The following is an 18,144-nucleotide window of genomic DNA, read 5'->3' on the forward strand; positions in this document are numbered from 1 at the left end:
GACGAAGGCCGCCGGTTAGATCGGGATCATCAAGGGCGTCGAGCCGCGCGGCACAGGGTCCTCAGGCGAACTCTTCGACGTACTCCTCCGCCGGTCCGAGCTCCGGCCGGTCGCGCAGCTCCAGGACGTCGCCGAGCCGTTCCAGCTCCAGGACGGTGATGGTGTTCCCGCCCGCGCGCAGCAGCGGCGCCGGGCAGTACAGCGTGACCTGGGGGCCGATCTCCCAGTGGCGGCCGAGCAGGAACCCGTTGACCCAGACGAGGCCGCGGCCGGATCCGGGCAGGGCGAGGAAGGTGTCCGCGGGCGTCTCGACATGCAGGGTCGCGACAGCGAAACCAGCAGGTGAGGGAGCCGACGCGGAACCGGGGGCCGACGCGGAACCGGGGGCTGGGGCGGGGGCGGTGGCGGTGGCGAGGGTCAGTTCGGTCTCCGTCCACTCCTGCAGCGCGATCGGCGTGCTGTCCCAGCCCTGCACCATGCGCCGATCGACCAGGACGGGACCGAGCAGGCCCTTGTGCCCGCCCACACCGGGCCCGTAGTTGACCCGGCCCAGGCTCTCGACCAGGACCTCCAGGCGGACGACCGCGCCGGTCCCGCGCACCGTGAGCTCCGGGTGGCCGGGGCCGGCGACGCCGAGGAACGTGCCGTCGGCGAAAACGAGCGCCCGGTCGCGTACGTCGGCGAGGACGAGCCGGTGCTCGCCCGCCGGGACGCGCGGGTGCGCGGTGTGCAGCACCATGCCCGCGTCGAGCCCGAGCCGCTCGAACGAGGCCGGGCGCGGCCCCGTCGAGGTGGGCGCGGGCACGGCGCGGAGGCCGGCGAGCAGGTCGGCGCGGGGCACGAGCGGCACGCGCGCGGGCGGCAGCACCGGCGGACGTTCCGGCACCCGTACGGGCCCGCGCGCCCCGAGCACCTTGCGCATGGCGTGGAACTTGGCGGTCAGCGTGCCGTCCTCGGCGACGGGCGCGTCGGAGTCGTAGCTGGTCACGGTGGGCTGCAGGCGCCCGTCCGCCTCGTTGGCGCCCGCCCAGAGGCCGAAGTTGGTGCCGCCGTGCGCCATGTAGAGGCTGACGCTGCCGCCGTCGGCGATGATCCCCTCCAGGGTGCGCACCGCGCTGTCCACCCCGCGGACGTGGTGTCGCTCACCCCAGTGGTCGAACCAGCCGTTCCAGAACTCGGCGACCACGAACGGCTCGTCCGGCCGGCGCGAGGCGAGCAGCCGCCGGGCGGCGCCGGGCTTGGAGCCGAGGGTGACGGCCGTCAGGGTGCCGGGCACGGTGCCGCCGTCCAGCATCAGCTCGGTGGGGCCGTCGGCGGTGAACAGCAGCTCGGTGATGCCGCGGGCGGTCAGCGCGTCGCGGTTCCAGCGCAGGTAGGCGTGGTCGTCGCCGAAGCTGCCGAACTCGTTCTCCACCTGCACCGCGACGATCGGCCCGCCGCGGGCGGCCTGAAGCTCGGCCAGGCGGGGGACGAGCTCGTCGAACCAGCGGCCGACCGGGCCGGTGAAGGCGGGGTCGGAGCTGCGGACGGCGACGTCGCGGCCGGTGAGCCAGCTCGGCAGGCCGCCGTTCGACCATTCGGCGCAGATGTACGGCCCCGGCCTGACGATGACGTCGAGGCCCTCCTCGCCCACCATGCGGATGAACCGCTCGACGTCACGCCAGCCGTCGAAGCGGGGCGCCTCGTCCTCACGGGGCTGGTGGAAGTTCCAGGCGATGTAGGTGTCGATCGTGTTGAGCCCGAGGTCGGCGAGCCTGCGGATCCGGTCCCGCCACAGGTCGGGGTGGACGCGGAAGTAGTGCAGCGCGCCGGACAGGATCTGGTGGGGGGCGCCGCGCCGGTACAGGCGGCGGCCACCCCACGTGAGCGCGGGGGACTCGCTGGGCTGTGCCGGGGACGCGTCCGGCGCGGGGAGCTCGATCACGGGGCGAGAGCCTATGTTATCGATGCCATATGTAACAAGCGCGCTATGATCCAGCTCAGAACGAGAGGAGCGCCATGACCAAAGCCACCGAGCGGCCCGCGAGGCAGCCCAGCATGGCTGACGTGGCCAGGACCGCCGGGGTCTCGGCGCAGACCGTCTCGCGCGCGCTGCGCGACTCGCCCAACGTCAACCCTGAGACGAAAAAGCGCGTGCTCGCCGCGGTGGAGCAGCTCGGCTACCGCTTCAACGCCGCCGCCAAGATGCTCTCCTCGGGCCGCAGCCACACCATCGGCCTCGTGCTGCTGCAGTCGGGCGGCTACTACTCGCGCTCGGCGGTGACCGCCGGCGTCGAGGCGGCCGCCGGCGAGGCCGGGTACGCGGTGAGCATCGCGACCATCGCCGGGCTCGACACGGGCCTGATGGAGCGGTCCCTGTCCAAGCTCGCCGACCAGGGCGTGGACGGCATCGTCATCGCGGTGCCGCTGATCTCCGTCACCCAGAAGATGGAGGACATCACCAGGGACATCCCCACCGTCACGCTCGACGGCTCGCGCACCGCCAGCGCCCGCGTGCTGGGGATCGACCAGAAGGAGGCCGGCCGGATCGCCACGCAGCACCTGCTCGACCTCGGTCACCGCCAGGTGTGGCACGTCTCGGGCCCCGACGAGTGGATCGAGGCCCGCCAGCGCCGCCAGGGCTGGCAGGAGTGCCTGGCCGCGGCCGGCGTCCAGGCGCCGCCGCCGCTGGAGGGCGACTGGTCGCCCGACTCCGGCTACCGGCAGGGGCAGGTCCTCGCGATGATCCCCGACGTCACCGCGGTCTTCGCCGCCAGCGACGAGATGGCCTTCGGGGTGATCCGGGCGCTGCGCGAGCGCGGCAGGTCGGTGCCCGACGACGTGTCCATCGTGAGCGTCGACGACATCGCGCTGGCCGCCTACTGCAGCCCGCCGCTGACCACCGTCCGCCAGGACTTCTACCGCTCCGGCGCGGCGGCGGTCGCGCTGCTGCTCGACGGGGCCGGCGACGGGGAGTCCCTGGTCACCGCGTCGCTGTCGGTGCGCGCCTCCACCGCGCCGCCGCGCGCCTCCTGAGACCTCAGGAGACGGCCGTTCGTGAAGTGCCACTTGCGCCGCTCATGTTATCGATGCCATCGTAACAACGCCCGCATCCAGGTGGGCAGTCGTCGGAAGGACCCATAACCATGAGGAGATCGCTCATCCTCGCGAGCGCCGTCACGGCGCTCGGACTGCTCACCGCCTGTGGGGCCGACGGGGGCGGCTCGGACGCCGGCTCCGGCAAGACGACCCTGAGCGTCGCCGCCCTCGAAGGCGGCTACGGCCGGGACATGTACACGCAGGTCATCCAGGCGTACGAGGCCAAGCACCCGGACGTCGACGTGCAGCTGCAGATCTCCAAGAGCATCGAGGACGAGATCACGCCGAACATGAAGGCCGGGCGCTTCCCGGACGTCGTGGTGCTCGGCCAGGGCCGCAAGGCCGCGCTCACCGAGACGCTGATCAAGGACAAGGCCCTCGAGGACCTCACGCCGGTGCTGCAGGCGAAGGTGCCGGGCGAGGACAAGACCGTGGGCGACAAGCTCATCGACGGCATCGTGGGCAACCTCAACACCAACCCGTACGGCGACGGCAAGACGTACACGATGCCGATGTACTACGCGCCGACCGGGCTGTTCTACAACAAGGGCCTGTTCGACCAGAAGGGCTGGAAGGTCCCGGCGACCTGGGACGAGCTGTTCGAGCTGGGCGAGACGGCCAAGAAGGACGGGATCTCGCTGTTCACGTACCCGACGGCCGGTTACCTCGACTCGTACTTCTTCGCGCTGCTGGCCGACGTCGGCGGCGAGCAGTTCTACACCGACGTCATGACGTACAAGCAGGGCGTGTGGCAGACGCCGCAGGCGCGGCAGGCGCTCGACCTCACCACCAAACTGCTCAAGTACGCCGCGCCGACCACGGTCGGCTACGCCAACGAGCAGGACTTCACCAAGAACCAGCAGTCGATCCTCGACAACAAGACGCTGTTCATGCCGAACGGCACCTGGATCGTCGGCGAGATGAAGGACGCCCCGCGCGCCGACGGCTTCAAGTGGGGCCTGACGCCGCTGCCGGCGGTCACGGCGGGCGGCAAGCGTTACATCGCGACGTCGGTGGAGTCGGTCTGGGTGCCGAGCGGCGCCAAGAACAAGGACGCCGCCAAGGAGTTCGTCGCCTACCTGTACTCCGACGAGGCGGCGAAGATCTTCGCCAAGGCCAACGCGATCCAGCCGATCCAGGGCATCGCGAGCAGCCTGACCGAGGAGAACGCCGAGTTCTACCAGGTCTACGAGGACCCGTCGGTGACCGCGCTGGTCGGCGGGTTCGCCAGCACCGCGCCGGTCGAGGGCGTGGACATCAAGGCCGCGCTCTTCGACACCGCCAACAGCATCATCAGCGGCGACAAGACCGAGGACCAGTGGCAGGCCGCGCTCAACGACGCCAGCGAGAAGCTGCGCCAGGCGGGGAGCTGAGCCGTGGCAAGACCCGCGGAGCGGGGCAGGCGCGGCAACGGCCTGTTCGTGCTCGCCTGCCTCCTGCCCGCGCTCGTGCTGTTCGTCGTGTTCATGATCGTCCCGACCGTGAACGTGTTCCGGATGTCGTTCTACACCTGGAGCGGGTTCTCCCCGGACATGCGGTTCGTGGGGCTGGACAACTTCACCCGGCTCCTCGACGACGAGCAGTTCGTGCGCGCGTTCCAGAACACGGTGGCGCTCCTCGTCGTCGTGACGGTCGTGACGATGGGCATGGCCCTGTTCCTGGCCGCGATCATGACGCGGCAGAGGCTGCGGGGCCGGCCGCTGTACCGGTTCATCCTGTACGTGCCGAGCGTGCTGTCCGTGGTCGTGATCGCGGCGGTCTTCTCCGCCCTCTACGACCAGGAGAACGGCCTGATCAACGGCACGCTGCAGGCGCTGTCGCTGGACGGCCTGCGGCAGGTCTGGCTGGGCGACCAGCAGCTCGTGCTCTGGTCCGTCGCGATCGCCATGGTCTGGCAGTCGCTCGGCTACTACATGGTCCTCTACATGTCCGGCATGTCGAGCATCCCGGAGTCGCTCTACGAGGCCTCCGCGCTCGACGGCGCCTCCGCCGGGCGGCAGTTCTTCGCCATCACGCTGCCGCTCATCTGGCAGAACCTGCGCACGACGCTGACGTTCTTCGTGATGAGCGCGGTCAACCTCAGTTTCGTCCTCGTCCGCGCGATGACCGGCGGCGGTCCCGACGGCTCCTCCGAGGTGCTGCTGAGCTACATGTACAAGCAGGCGTACACGAACTCGTCGTACGGCTACGGCATGGCCATCGGCGTCGTCATCTTCGCGTTCTCGTTCCTCGTGTCGCTGCTGGTCAGCCGCGCGACGCGGCGCGAGCCACTCCAGTTCTGAAGGCACTGCCATGACCAAGACACTGCGCGCCGGCCGGGCGCTGACCTACGTCCTCGTCACCGTGATCGCGCTGGCCATCGCGGTGCCGGTCGGCTGGGTGCTGCTGGCCTCGCTGAAGCAGAAGGGCGAGTTCTACGGCAGCCCGTGGACGCTGCCCGAGGGCCTGCACCTGCAGAACTACGTGGACGCCTTCGTCACCGCGCGCATGGGGCAGTACTTCTTCACCTCGGTGCTGGTGACCGTGCTCGGGCTGGTGTTCGTCATCGCGGTGTCCGTGCCCGCGGCGTACGTCATCGCCCGGTACGAGTTCCGCGGGCGCGGCCTGGTGGAGGTCGCGCTGCTGGCGGGGCTGTTCGTCAACGTCAACTACATCGTCGTGCCGATCTTCCTGATGCTGGTGGACTGGGACCGCGCGCTCGTGGACGTCTTCCCCGGCGGGTTCTTCATCGACAACCCCGGCGTGCTGTCGCTGGTGTACGCGGCCACGTCGATCCCGTTCACGATCTACCTGCTGGCCGCGTACTTCCGGTCGATCCCCGCCGACTACGAGGAGGCGGCGGCGCTGGACGGCGCGTCCCGCTTCCAGGTGATGACCAGGGTCATGCTGCCGATGGCGCGGCCCGCGCTGACCACCGTGATCCTGTTCAACTTCCTGGCCTACTGGAACGACTTCATCATCGCGCTCACCCTGCTCCCCGGGGAGGGCAAGACGCTGCAGGTGGGCCTGCTCAACCTGATGACCGCGCAGAAGGCGGCGGCCGACTACGGGCGGCTGTACGCAGGCATGGTCATCGTCATCGTTCCCGTCCTCATCTTCTACGCGTTCATCCAGCGCCGGCTCATCGAAGGCATGGCGTCCGGCGGCGTGAAGGGCTGATGCACAGTGAAGGATTCGACACGCGGTGCGCTGGTCGTCACCGCCCGGACGCTGGTCGCGGCCGGCTGCGTGGCCGTCGTCGTGGCCGCCCGCACCCCGGTCGGGTGGGGCGACCTCGCGCTCATGCTCGCCGGCCTGGCCGGGCTGCTGGCCGTGCTGGCCTCCTACAACCGGAGGTGGCGATGAACGGGAAGGCTCTGGCGAGGGTCCGGCCGAGCGGGCGGCAGCTCGCGTGGCAGGCGATGGAGTTCTACGGGTTCATCCACTTCGGCATGAACACGATGACCGACAGGGAGTGGGGCGAGGGGCACGACGACCCCGCCCTGTTCGATCCGGCCGCGCTGGACGCCGACCAGTGGGTGCGGGCGCTGAAGTCGGCCGGGATGACCGGGGTCATCCTCACCTGCAAGCATCACGACGGGTTCTGCCTGTGGCCGAGCGGGGTGACCTCGTACACGGTGGCGGCCTCGCCTTGGCGCGGCGGCCGGGGTGACGTGGTGGGGGAGGTCGCGCAGGCGGCGCGGCGGCACGGGCTGAAGTTCGGCGTCTACCTGTCGCCGTGGGACCGCACCGAGGCGTCGTACGGCGGCGGCGCCACGTACGACGACTTCTACGTCGCGCAGCTCACCGAGCTGCTCACCAGGTACGGGCCGGTGTTCTCCGTCTGGCTGGACGGCGCGAACGGCGAGGGCCCGAACGGCAGGCGGCAGACCTACGACTGGGAGCGGTACTACGCGGTGGTCCGCGAGCTGCAGCCGGACGCGGTCATCAGCGTGTGCGGGCCCGACGTTCGGTGGTGCGGCAACGAGGCCGGCGACACGCGGCCCGACGAGTGGAGCGTGGTGCCGCGGGCGCTGCAGGACGCCGAGCGGATCGCGGACCGGTCGCAGCAGGCGGACGACGGCGCCTTCGCGCGGCAGGCGATCCGCAGCGACGAGCGCGACCTCGGCAGCCGGGCTGCGCTGGCCGGGCACGAGGACGACCTGGTCTGGTATCCGGCCGAGGTGAACACCTCGATCCGGCCCGGCTGGTTCCACCATCCCGCCGAGGACGGGGCGGTGCGGCCGGTGGAGGAGCTGTTCACCATCTACCTGCGTTCCGTCGGCGGCAACTCGTGTTTCCTGCTCAACGTGCCGCCGGCCCGTGACGGGCGGCTGCGGGAGGCGGACGTGGCGGTGCTGGAGGGGCTGGGGCGGCGGATCGCGGACTTCCGGGCGCGGCGGGTGAAGGCGGCCGTGACGGTGTCGTCGGGGTTCGCCGGCGACGTCGCCACCGCCTGGCCGAGTGTGGCCCGGCGGCCGTGGCGGCCGGACGCGGCAGACCCCCTGCCCCGGGCGACGCTCGAGTTCGACCGGCCGCGCCGGATCGAGGCGGTCTGCGTCGGCGAGGACATCACGCAGGGGCAGCGCATCGAGCACGTCGTCGTGCGCGGGCGCCTCGGGGACGGCCGGTGGACGGCGCTCGGCGAGGCGAACGCGGTGGGTTACCAGCGCATCCTGACGTTCGCGCCGGTGGAGGTGGACGCCGTGCGGGTCGAGGTGCCCGGGACCCGGGACACGCCGGTCATCGCCCGCGTGGCGGCGGTCGAGGCGGCCTCGTGAAGGGCACCGCGGGCACCACGCCGAAGAGCCCCGCGCGCAAGCGCGTTGAGCGAAGCGACGCCAGGCGCGGCGACGCTCGACGTGACGACGCTCGACACAATGGCGCTCGGCGAAACGGAGCGGGACGGAACGGAGCGGGACGCAGGCCGGCGCGGCGGGCCGTCGTCCTGATCGCCGGCGTCGTGACCGCCCTGGCCGCCGTCCTGGTGGGCACCGGTGTGGTGCTCAGCCGGCCCCCCGACCGGGTCGCCGCCATCGACGGCCACCCCGTCACCCGCGACGAGCTGCTCTTCCACCTGCACCGGCTCGCCCCCGCCGTCCAGAACGAGTTACGCAACCGGTACCACCTCCAGGGCGCGATCGACTGGACCGCGAAGGCCGGCGACCGGACCGCGTTCCAGCGGCTCACCCGGCGCGCCCTCGACGAGATCCACCGGGACAAGGCCACCCTGCTCCTCGCCCAGGAGCACGGCCTGATCGGCTCCCCCGACCATGAGGACTTCCTCGCGGACCTGGACGCCGAGAACGCCCGCCGCGCCGACGCCATCGCCAGGGGCGAGGTCGTCTACGGCCTGGCCGAGTTCTCCCCCGAGGAGTACTACTCGCACCGCCTCACCGAGATCACCACGGCGCTGAAGCAACGCCTCGAACCCGAGCTCGACGTCACCGGCGCCGAGGTTCGCCAGGCGTTCGACGCCGACCGGGAGGCGTGGAGCGCGAACGCCACCACGTACACGTACTCGAAGCTCGTCGTGCCGGTCCCCGACGGCGCGCCGGCCGCCTACGCCGAGGGCCTGCAACGGCGGGTGGCCGAGGCGGACGGGCTGGCGGAGGTCGCCGAGCGCGAGCCGGGCGCCACGCTCACGACCGCCACCTACCAGGGCGGCGGCCCGGCCGCCCACGACCGGGACCTCGCGGCGGTGCTCGGCGGGCTCGGCCAGGGCCAGATCTCCGCCCCGGTGCCGGGCACAGGACAGATCACCTACTACGAGCTCGACGGCAAGACCGTCGACGAGGAGGCCGCGTTCGCCGGGTACGCGCGGCGGATCCGGCAGTCGCTCATCGAGGAGAAGTTCACCCAGTTCCTCCAGCGCCGCGTGGACAGCAGCCACATCGAGGTCGACGCGGCGGCGGTGGAGACCATCAACGCAGAGGATGCACGACTTTGACACGTTCCGCACCCCCCGTCGCGCGGGCGCTGCGGCTGGGCCTGACGGCCCTGCTCGCCGCGCTGCTCGCGGGGTCGCTCGCGCCGGCCGCCACGGCCGAAGCGCACTCCCCCGCCGTCGTGAAGAAGGACCTGCCGGGCAACTCGCCGAACAGGACGGGCGGCAAGGACTACTACATCGACGCCACGAACGGCCGCGACGACGCGGCGGGCACCTCGCCGAGGACGGCCTGGCGCACCCTGGCCAAGGCGAACGCGACCACGTTCGCGCCGGGCGACCGCATCCTGCTCAAGGCCGGCGAGCAGTGGCACGACGAGCAGCTCTGGCCGAAGGGCTCGGGCAGCGCGGGCCGGCCGATCACGATCTCGGCGTACGGCGACGCGCACGCCCGCCGCCCGTACATCGCGACGAACGGCAAGGTGCCGAGCCCGTTCAAGGCGGACGGCACGAAGAACCCCGACACGGTCGGCCTGACCGGTGCGATCGTGCTGCGCAACCAGCAGTACTTCGAGATCGACAACGTCGAGCTGTCCAACGACGACGACTTCGCCACGGACATCACCACGGGCTCGTACGTCCGCGACGGCATCGCGGTCTCGATCAACGCCGACCTGCTGGAGCCCGGCGCGGACAGCGTCATGGACCACTTCCGCATCACCGACGTGCACGTGCACGACCTCGACGGCCCCAGCAGCTGGCAGAAGATCCACTACGGCGGCGTCAACTTCCAGGTCTTCGGTAGCAAGAGCTACAAGGAGTACGGCACCGGCGGCCACCACTTCCAGGACGTCAGGATCGAGGACAACACGTTCGTGAACGTCGAGCTGCACGCCGTGCAGTTCGCGTTCAACTGGTTCGCCGCCGACGGCCGGGACGCCGGCGAGTACGACGAGAGCGGCAAGTTCCACGAGGGCTGGGAGCAGCTCTGGGTGCGCACCCGCGACCTTTACAGCCGGGACGTCTACATCGGCCACAACTACGCCGAGAGCATCGGCCAGGGCGCGTTCCAGTTCGCCAACAGCAGGCACATGACGGCCGAGTACAACGAGGTCAACGGCTTCCTGGAGCGGTACGACGCGGTGTCGTGCGGGCTCTACCTGTGGGCCGGCGCCGACTCGGTCATGCAGTACAACGAGGTGTACGGCGGCCCTGACAACGAGTACGACGGCACCCCGTGGGACCTGGAGTACACCAACTTCAACGTCACCTACCAGTTCAACTACTCGCACGACAACGCGGCGGGCTGGATGGCCTACATGGGCAACAGCTCCAACTCGGTCGCCCGCTACCACCTGAGCGTCAACGACAACGGCGTGCTGGTGAAGAACATGTTGTCGACGAACTACTCGCCGACGTACTTCGTGAACAACACGTTCGTCTACGACGGCGCGGACCTCGACTACGTGCACGACGAGACGTTCCTGAGCCGGGTCTACTTCCTGAACAACATCTTCTACAACACCTCGAAGACCGAACCGACGCCGTGGTACCGCCGGACCGGGGCGCTGCGGCAGGCGGTCTTCTCCAACAACGACTACTTCGAGGCGGGCGGCACCCACTCGGGCCAGGAGCCGGCCGACAAGGCGGGGCTGCGTGTGGACCCGAGGTTCGCCGGCGACCCGGCGAAGTACGTCACCGGCGCGGGCGTGGACCGGATCAGGAAGTCGGCGGCGCACTTCGCCCTGCGCGAGGACTCGCCGCTGATCGACGCCGGCCGCTACAACCCGCACCTGGGCACCGAGGACTTCCTCGGCACCCACATCTACTACGGCAAGGCGCCGGACATCGGCATGGCGGAGAGCCGGGCCGGCAAGAAGGTCAGGAACCCGGTGGACACCGACCCCATCGAGGAGGAGGGCGAGGGGCGGGTCAACCTGGCCCTCGGCAAGCCGGCCACGGCGAGCTCGACCCACCCGGGCGCGAACGGCACGCTCGGCGCGGTGAACCTGACCGACGGCGACCCGGCGACCCGCTGGGCGGCGGCGGACGACGCGGCGTACCCGATCACGCTGGACGTCGACTTCGGCGCGGACACCACGTTCGACGAGGTGTACCTGGACGAGTACACGGACTCGGGCACCAACCCCCGGGTGAGGACGTTCGAGCTGCAGCGGTGGGACGCCGGGACTGGGGCGTGGGTGACGTTCGCCGGCGGCGCCGACGGCATCGGGCACGACCTGTCGGTGACCGGCTTCGGCACCGTGACGACCACCAAGCTCCGGGTGGCGCTCACGAGCCAGCAGCCGGCGGAGGTGTACACGCCGACGCTGACCGAGGTCGCCGTCTACCGCGGCGACGCCTGACGACCGGCTGCGCGTACGACTGACGCTGTGCCGAGCGACGACGCGTGACGACCGGCTGCGCGCGACGACCGGCTGCGCGTGACGACCGGCTGCGCGTACGCCTCGCTGAGGGGCGGGTGGGCGCCTGGGCGCCCGCCCGCCCTTCCGGCTTCCCCGCACGCGGTTCAGCAGGACGGTGGGCCAGGACGTGCCGGCGGACCGGTTCACCCCCGCAGGCCGAGGTCAGGCGGACAAGCCGGTGTCCTCGCGGTAGAGGGCCACGAGCAGCGGGCGGGTCAGGGCGGCCATCTCGGCGGGCGGGCAGGGGCAGCCGCGCCGGAGCCAGTCGGTGGCGACGCTGAGCAGGGCGCCCGCCGTGAAGGCGGCCGGGACGTCGTGCGGGGTGTCCGCGGCGCGGTCGAGGAGGCCGGCGCCGGTGCGGTTGGCGTACACGGTCACGGTGGCGCGGTGGCGGAGGTGGTCCATGACGCGGGCGCTGCCCTGCGGGCCCAGCACGCTGCGGTAGAGGCCGGCGTGCTCGGCGAGGTGCGCGAAGAAGGTCAGCAGCGTGTCGGGCCGCGCCTCGGCCGAGCCCGTCCCGTCATGGCCGGGGATGGCGTCGATGAGCTCGTCGATCATGGCCGTGCAGGCAGCCGCGGCCAGCTCGTGCACGTCGCGGTAGTGGTCGTAGAACGTGGAGCGGCTCACCCCGGCCCGCTCGGCGACGTCGGCCACGCTGATCCTCGACAGGTCCCGGTGCTGGACGAGCTCGATCAGGGTGGCCCGCAGCGCCGCCTTGGTGCGACGCACCCTCGGATCGGCGTGATCCTCGCCGCGGTCTCTGGTGCTCGTCGTCACGCACGTCAGTGTAGTCTCCCGGACAATTGAAGGTTAGGCTACAGGTGTAGGGAAGTTGTGCTGTAGGACACCATGGTGATGGGAGAGCCTTGACCACCGACTCCACCACGACGCTCCAGACCGCCCGCAGTTGCCCGTTCGCGCCGCCGGAGCAGCACCTGCGGTTCCTGCGCGAGCAGCCCGTCGCCAAGGTCGCGCTGGCCACGGGGCAGGAGGCCTGGGCGGCCACGCGCTACGAGGACATCAGGAAGATCCTGAGCGACCCGCGTTTCAGCGCCGACCGCCGCCACCCCAACGCGCCGCGGCTGAGCAGCGCCGACGGGCAGATGGCAGAATCGCCGCTGCCGAAGATGTTGCTGGAGATGGACCCGCCCGAGCACACCCAGGCCCGCCGCATGGTGATCGGCGAGTTCACCGTCCGCCGCATGGCCGCGCTGCGGCCACGCATCCAGCAGATCGTGGACGAGCACCTCGACGCCATGCTCGACGGCCCGCGCCCCGCCGACCTGGTGACGGCGCTGGCGCTGCCGGTGCCGTCGCTGGTGATCTGCGAGCTGCTCGGCGTGCCGTACGCCGACCATGACTTCTTCCAGGTCCACTCGGCACAGCTGCTCAACCGCGCGGCCACCGAGCAGGAGCGGCAGCACGCCGTGCTGGAGCTGGTCGTCTACCTCGACAAGCTGATCACGGCCAAGGAGCAGGAGCCCACCGACGATCTGCTCGGGCGCCAGATCGTCAAGCAGCGCGAGAACGGCCAGGCCGACCACCTGGCGCTGCTCAGCCTGGCGTTCCTGCTGCTGATCGCCGGGCACGAGACCACGGCGAACATGATCTCGCTGGGCACGTACATGCTGCTGCAGCACCCCGAGTCGCTCGACGCGCTGCGCGCCGACCCCGGCAAGGTCGGGAACGCGGTGGAGGAGCTGCTGCGGTACTTCACCATCGCCGAGCTGGCGATGGCGCGGGTGGCGCTGGAGGACGTCGAGCTCGGCGGCACCGTGATCCCCGCCGGGTCCGGCGTGCTCATGCTGGCCAACGCCGGCGACCGCGACCCCGAGGCGTTCGAGGACCCCGAGCGGTTCGACATCGACCGTGACGCCCGCAGCCACCTCGCCTTCGGCTTCGGCCCGCACCAGTGCCTGGGGCAGAGCCTGGCCCGGGTGGAGCTGGAGATCGTCTTCACCACGCTGTTCCGGCGCGTGCCCGGGCTGCGGCTGGCGGTGCCCGCCGAGGAGCTCTCGTTCAAGGACGACTCCACCGTGTACGGCATGCACGAGCTGCCCGTCACCTGGTAGCGGCCGTCTCCCCCGAGCCCGCCCGCCGCGCCTGACGGCGGGCGGGCTCCGGCCTGCCCGGGGCCGGTGGGCGAAGCGGCGTGAAGAAGGATGCGGGGGTCGGGCAATCAGTGCCGATGACCCCCATGGAAAGGCTGCCGGTGCATGCCCCTGATCCCTGTCCCTCCGTGCGTACGGCGGAGGAGACGACCGACGCGTCGATCATCGAGCGGTCCCGCCACGAGCCCGAGTGGTTCTCGGTGATCTTCGACCGATACTTCACGGCGATCCACCGGTACGTGGCCGCCCGGCTGGGCGCGGGCGCCGCCGACGACATCGCCTCCGAGACGTTCCTGGCCGCGTTCGACCAGCGGAACCACTACGACCTGGCGTATCCGAGCGCGCGGGCCTGGCTCTACGGCATCGCGACGAACCTGATCGGCCGGCACCGCCGCGCCGAGATCCGCCTCTACCGCGCCCTCGGCCGGGCCGCCGGACCCGGCGACGTGGAGAACCACGCCGACCGGGTGGCCGACCGGGTGAGCGCGCAACAGCTCAACCCGGCGCTGGCCAAGGGCCTGGCCGGGCTGTCCGAGGGAGACCGCGACGCGCTGCTGCTCGTCGCCTGCGCCGAGCTCAGCTACACGGAGGTGGCGCGGGCCCTGGCCATCCCGACCGGCACCGTCGGCTCCCGCGTCACCCGGGCCCGGCGCAGGCTCCGCTCGGCACTCGGCCTGCCGTCACAGGAGGTGGACGACCGTGGATGAACTGCGGCAGCTCAAGGACCGCCATGACGCGCTGCCCGGCGCGGACGATCAGGTCGTCGCGCAGGCGCGGGCCCGCCTGCTCGCCCACATGAGCACGCCCCGGCACCGCCCTCGGTTCGCGTGGGCGCTGGGGCTGGGCGCGGCGGCGGTCGCGGCGGTGCTGGTCGCGGTGATCGTGATCGCGACCCCGGCCCACGAGGGCTCCGGGCCCGTCCAGGCGCACCCGCCGTCCGGCTCCCGCCCGCCGGCCACCCCGCTGCGGCTGGGCCCGGTGGCCAGCGCCGAGGACCTGGCAGGCAACGCGGCAGCGCTGGCCGCCGCCGCCCCGGACCCCGTGCCCGAGCCCGGCCAGTGGGCGTACGTCAAGAGCCGGAACCTCCTCCAGCAGCCCAAGAACGGGACGAAGAACCGGACGAGGACGCACGAGCTGTGGCGGCGGGCGGACGAGAAGCAGTTCGCCTACCTGGAGGACGGCGAGCTGAAGGTGGTGGACGGCTCCGAGTTCGAGGTGACCTACCCGTACCTGCTCTCGCTGCCGACCGACCCGGCCGCCCTGCTCGCCCGCACGTACGCGGAGGTGGACGCCGAGCACGCCAGGCACCAGGCGGCACGGCGCGGCGGCCGCGCCACGGTGCCGCCGCTGACGCAGGAACAGCGTCACACGTACGCCTTCCAGCACATCGTGCAGGGCATGCGGGACGCCGTGCTGCCGCGCGCGCTCCGGGCGGCCATGTACGGGGCCCTGGCCGGGATCCCCGGCGTCCGGTACGAGGCCCGGGCCACGGACCTGGCCGGGCGGCCGGGGGTGACGCTGTATCGGGTGCACGAGGGCTACCTGCGCGACGAGATCTTCGTGGATCCGGAGACGTACGAGTACCTGGGATACCGCACGATCGCGGTCCGGGACTTCGAGCAGCCCCGCGCGTACTACTCGGTCGAGAAGGGACAGCTCCTCGGCTGGGGCAGCGTCATCGCGAGCGGCGTCGTGGACCGTCCGGGCCTGCGCCCGTGACAACCTCGCCACCGTGACCACCTCGCCACCGTGGCGGCCGCCACGGTGGCGAGGCCGGCCGGCAGGACGGCGGCGCGCAGGGTCAGCAGGTCAGGGCCGGTGAGGGGCTGGGCGCGGCCGGCCTGCCAGGTGACCGGGTGGTCACACGTTGCCCAGGACGCGGGTCACCTGGATCTCGATGACCACGCGGGCGGGGTTCGCGCGGGGCGGCTTGTACCGGGCCGTGTAGCGGCGCTCGGCGTCGGCCACCTCGTCCGGCGAGGCGCGCACGACGGCCCGCCCCTCCAGCGTGGACCAGCGCCGGCCGTCCACCTGGCAGAGCGCGACGAGGGCGCCGCCGGACGCGGCGATGAGCCTGGCCTTCGCCGAGGTCCCGGACGTGATCACCCGGGCGATGCCGGTCTCCAGGTCCAGCGTCGCGCCCACCGGCACCACGTGCGGCGGGCCGCCGGGGCGCGCGGTGGACAGCGTGCACAGGTGCCGCTCCTGCCAGAAGGCGGCGAGGCGCTGCCCTGCTCGACCAGGTTCACGATCCTCCTCGGGTGATTCGCCAGGTCATCGTATATCGCGCCCCTTTCCTGCGGCGCGGCGGCCGTTCTCCCGGTGAGCAGGTGACCCGCCGCACGCCCCGCCGGGTGGTTGCGCCGCCGGCCGCGAGCTGATCTCCTGGAGTGACGCCATGACCGCCGAACCGATCTTCCGAAGCGCCGCTCGCCCGCCCGACGCGGCTCCGAACGTCCTGGCCATCGTCCTGGACGACACCGGCTTCGCCCAGCTCGGCTGCTTCGGCTCCGACATCGCCACGCCCGGCATCGACCGGCTGGCCGCCGGCGGGCTGCGTTACAACCGCTTCCACGTCACCGCCCTGTGCTCCCCGTCGCGGGCGTCGTTCCTCACCGGCCGCAACCACCACGCCGTCGGCATGGGCTTCCTCGCCGACATCCCGCTCGACCACCACGGCTACACCGCCCGCATCCCGCGCTCGGCCGCCACCCTGCCGCGGATCCTGCGCGACCACGGCTACTCCACCCTGGCCGTGGGCAAGTGGCACCTCACGCCGCGCTTCGAACGCTCGGCGGCGGGCCCGTTCAGCCACTGGCCACTCGGCCTCGGCTTCGAGCGCTTCTACGGCTTCCTCCAGGGCGACGCCAACCACTACGCGCCCAACCTCGTCGAGGACAACCACCACGTCGACCCGCCCGCCACCCCGGAGGAGGGCTACCACCTCACCGAGGACCTGATCGACCGCGCCATCCGCTACCTGGACGACCAGCGTCACGCCGCTCCGGGCAAGCCCTTCTTCCTGTACGTCGGCCTCGGCGCCACGCACTCGCCGCACCACGTGACACCCGAGTGGGCCGAGCCCTACCGCGGCCGCTTCGACCACGGCTGGGACGCCTGGCGGGAGGAGATCTTCCAGCGCCAGCTCGACGCCGGCGTCGTCCCGCCCGGCACCACCCTCACGCCGCGCCCCGGCTGGGTGCGCGCCTGGGACGGCCTCACCGCCGGCGAGCGCCGCCTGTACGCCCGCCAGCAGGAGGTCTTCGCCGGCTTCCTCACCCACGCCGACGCCCAGATCGGCCGCCTGCTCGACCACCTGGAGGAGACGGGCCGGCTCGACGACACGATCGTCGTGCTGTTCTCCGACAACGGGGCCAGCGCCGAGGGCGGCGTGCACGGCAGCGTCAACGAGCACCGCTTCTCCTCGGCCATCCCCGAGTCCCTGGAGGACAACCTCGCCCGCTACGACGACTGGGGCGGCCCCGCCACCTACAACCACTACGCGTGGGGCTGGGCGTGGGCCGGCAACACGCCGTTCCGCCTGTGGAAGCGCTACACGTGGCTCGGCGGCACGCGTACCCCGCTGATCGTGCACTGGCCCGCCGGGATCCGCGCGCGCGGCGCGGTCCGCGACCCCGTCCTGCACGTCAACGACCTGTTCCCCACGCTGCTGGACACGATCGGCATCGACGCGCCGGACGTCGTGGACGGGATCCAGCAGCAGCGGATCGACGGGGCCAGCTTCCGCGCCACCTTCGACGACGCCGGGGCGCCCGCACCGCGCGAGACCCAGTACTTCGAGATGCTGGGCTCCCGCTCCCTCATCCACGGGCGCTGGAAGACCACCACCGATCACGTCTCCACCGGCATCCTCGACGAGCAGGAGCTCCTCACCGGGAGCCGCGGCTTCGACGACGACCACTGGGCGCTGTTCGACCTGTCCGCCGACTTCTCCGAGGCCACCGACGTGGCGGCCGAGCATCCGGAGGTCGTCGCGGAGCTGCGGCGGCTGTGGGACGGTGAGGCCGAGCGCAACCACGTCCTGCCGCTCTACGACAACCTGGTGGACCGCATCGGCGCCCTCATCGGGCCGGCCTGGCCGCCGGGCGACGACCGCACCTACCGGCCCGGAGCCTCGCCGATCTGCGACGAGTCCCTGCCCATGCTCTTCGGCGGTTTCCGGATCACGGCCGAGGTGGAGGCCGGCGACGCGCCGGACGGGGTGCTGCTCGCCCTGGGCGACCTGCACGGCGGCCTGGCGCTCCACGTCTCGGCGGGTCGGCTGGTCTTCACCTTCTCGCGTGCCGGGGAGATCTTGGAGGTGGTGGCGGACCGCCCCGTCCCGCCCGGCCGCCAGGCCCTGGGTGTCGCCCACCTCACCGGGCCGGACGGCTCCGCCTTCCATCTCCTGCACGGCGGCACCGTGGTGGGCTCCCTGATCTTCGACGGCATCCTGCCCGTCGCCCTCCAGCACGGCGGCGCCGGCCTGCGGCTGGGTCACGACGCCGGGCTGCCCGTGTCGGACCGCTACCGAGTCCCTGCCGCCTGGAACGGCCGGCTGATCTCCGTCCGCGTCCGGACGCCAGGCTCGGCCAGGCCCGACCCGCTCGCCGACCTCAGGATCGCCCTGCACGCCGACTGACCGGCCGGCCGTCAGCGGCCT

General features: G+C 71.7%; 14 protein-coding genes and 1 pseudogene. 12 read left to right on the forward strand and 3 right to left on the reverse strand.

Features of this window, described 5'->3' with window-relative positions; genetic code table 11:
- Positions 1-61 precede the first annotated feature (61 nt).
- Positions 62-1,924 (reverse strand): glycoside hydrolase family 35 protein, encoded by a 1,863-nt coding sequence (locus AB0I79_RS45165; protein WP_357887016.1) that lies wholly within the window; start codon positions 1,922-1,924, stop codon positions 62-64.
- 74 nt (positions 1,925-1,998) lie between these two features.
- Here AB0I79_RS45165 and AB0I79_RS45170 point away from each other — a divergent pair, with 74 nt between their 5' ends.
- From AB0I79_RS45170 to AB0I79_RS45205, 8 genes are all read left to right on the forward strand, one after another.
- Positions 1,999-3,015, forward strand: coding sequence for a LacI family DNA-binding transcriptional regulator (locus tag AB0I79_RS45170; RefSeq protein ID WP_357887019.1), 1,017 nt, complete (start codon positions 1,999-2,001; stop codon positions 3,013-3,015).
- 110 nt (positions 3,016-3,125) lie between these two features.
- On the forward strand, positions 3,126-4,451 hold the full coding sequence (locus tag AB0I79_RS45175; RefSeq protein ID WP_357887022.1) for a carbohydrate ABC transporter substrate-binding protein: 1,326 nt from the start codon (positions 3,126-3,128) through the stop codon (positions 4,449-4,451).
- A 3-nt stretch (positions 4,452-4,454) separates the two neighbouring features.
- Entirely contained in the window at positions 4,455-5,360 is a 906-nt protein-coding gene (locus tag AB0I79_RS45180) for a sugar ABC transporter permease (protein ID WP_357887025.1), read from the forward strand.
- A gap of 10 nt (positions 5,361-5,370) precedes the next feature.
- Entirely contained in the window at positions 5,371-6,237 is an 867-nt protein-coding gene (locus tag AB0I79_RS45185; RefSeq protein ID WP_357887028.1) for a carbohydrate ABC transporter permease, read from the forward strand.
- 6 nt (positions 6,238-6,243) lie between these two features.
- Positions 6,244-6,423, forward strand: a complete 180-nt coding sequence (locus AB0I79_RS45190; protein ID WP_357887031.1) for a hypothetical protein — start codon at positions 6,244-6,246, stop codon at positions 6,421-6,423.
- Positions 6,420-7,838, forward strand: a complete 1,419-nt coding sequence (locus tag AB0I79_RS45195; protein WP_357887034.1) for an alpha-L-fucosidase — start codon at positions 6,420-6,422, stop codon at positions 7,836-7,838. Before AB0I79_RS45190 ends, AB0I79_RS45195 begins: the two co-directional genes overlap by 4 nt.
- Positions 7,839-8,020: 182 nt before the next feature.
- Positions 8,021-9,007, forward strand: coding sequence for a hypothetical protein (locus AB0I79_RS45200; protein WP_357887037.1), 987 nt, complete (start codon positions 8,021-8,023; stop codon positions 9,005-9,007).
- Positions 9,004-11,310, forward strand: coding sequence for a discoidin domain-containing protein (locus tag AB0I79_RS45205; RefSeq protein ID WP_357887039.1), 2,307 nt, complete (start codon positions 9,004-9,006; stop codon positions 11,308-11,310). The genes AB0I79_RS45200 and AB0I79_RS45205 overlap by 4 nt, the downstream gene beginning before the upstream one ends.
- Positions 11,311-11,532: 222 nt before the next feature.
- Here AB0I79_RS45205 and AB0I79_RS45210 read toward each other — a convergent pair whose 3' ends face one another.
- The gene (locus tag AB0I79_RS45210; protein ID WP_357887042.1) at positions 11,533-12,147 is read right to left on the reverse strand and encodes a TetR/AcrR family transcriptional regulator; all 615 of its coding nucleotides are present in this window, start codon (positions 12,145-12,147) and stop codon (positions 11,533-11,535) included.
- Positions 12,148-12,236: 89 nt separating this feature from the next.
- Here AB0I79_RS45210 and AB0I79_RS45215 point away from each other — a divergent pair, with 89 nt between their 5' ends.
- The 3 genes from AB0I79_RS45215 (at position 12,237) to AB0I79_RS45225 (ending at position 15,200) form a co-directional block, all read left to right on the forward strand.
- On the forward strand, positions 12,237-13,442 hold the full coding sequence (locus tag AB0I79_RS45215) for a cytochrome P450 (RefSeq protein ID WP_357887045.1): 1,206 nt from the start codon (positions 12,237-12,239) through the stop codon (positions 13,440-13,442).
- A 167-nt stretch (positions 13,443-13,609) separates the two neighbouring features.
- Positions 13,610-14,188, forward strand: coding sequence for an RNA polymerase sigma factor (locus tag AB0I79_RS45220; RefSeq protein ID WP_357887048.1), 579 nt, complete (start codon positions 13,610-13,612; stop codon positions 14,186-14,188).
- A complete protein-coding gene (locus AB0I79_RS45225) occupies positions 14,181-15,200 on the forward strand; it encodes a CU044_5270 family protein (RefSeq protein WP_357887051.1) in 1,020 nt (339 codons plus the stop codon). Before AB0I79_RS45220 ends, AB0I79_RS45225 begins: the two co-directional genes overlap by 8 nt.
- A 141-nt stretch (positions 15,201-15,341) precedes the next feature.
- Here AB0I79_RS45225 and AB0I79_RS45230 read toward each other — a convergent pair.
- Positions 15,342-15,695, reverse strand: a pseudogene (locus AB0I79_RS45230) (pyridoxamine 5'-phosphate oxidase family protein); the annotation flags it as partial.
- 184 nt (positions 15,696-15,879) lie between these two features.
- Between AB0I79_RS45230 and AB0I79_RS45235 the strand changes: the two are divergent.
- Positions 15,880-18,123, forward strand: coding sequence for an arylsulfatase (locus AB0I79_RS45235; RefSeq protein ID WP_357887054.1), 2,244 nt, complete (start codon positions 15,880-15,882; stop codon positions 18,121-18,123).
- The last annotated feature ends 21 nt before the right edge of the window (positions 18,124-18,144 follow it).

It is taken from the genome of Nonomuraea sp. NPDC050202, from assembly GCF_040656115.1.
In the GTDB taxonomy this organism is placed as follows: domain Bacteria; phylum Actinomycetota; class Actinomycetes; order Streptosporangiales; family Streptosporangiaceae; genus Nonomuraea.

Excerpts from the sequence above, each read along its gene's own strand:
- AB0I79_RS45170 (WP_357887019.1), top strand. The coding sequence starts at position 1,999 with ATGACCAAAGCCACCGAGCGGCCCGCGAGGCAGCCCAGCATGGCTGAC.
- AB0I79_RS45175 (WP_357887022.1), top strand. The coding sequence starts at position 3,126 with ATGAGGAGATCGCTCATCCTCGCGAGCGCCGTCACGGCGCTCGGACTG.
- AB0I79_RS45185 (WP_357887028.1), top strand. The coding sequence starts at position 5,371 with ATGACCAAGACACTGCGCGCCGGCCGGGCGCTGACCTACGTCCTCGTC.
- AB0I79_RS45195 (WP_357887034.1), top strand. The coding sequence starts at position 6,420 with ATGAACGGGAAGGCTCTGGCGAGGGTCCGGCCGAGCGGGCGGCAGCTC.
- AB0I79_RS45235 (WP_357887054.1), top strand. The coding sequence starts at position 15,880 with ATGACCGCCGAACCGATCTTCCGAAGCGCCGCTCGCCCGCCCGACGCG.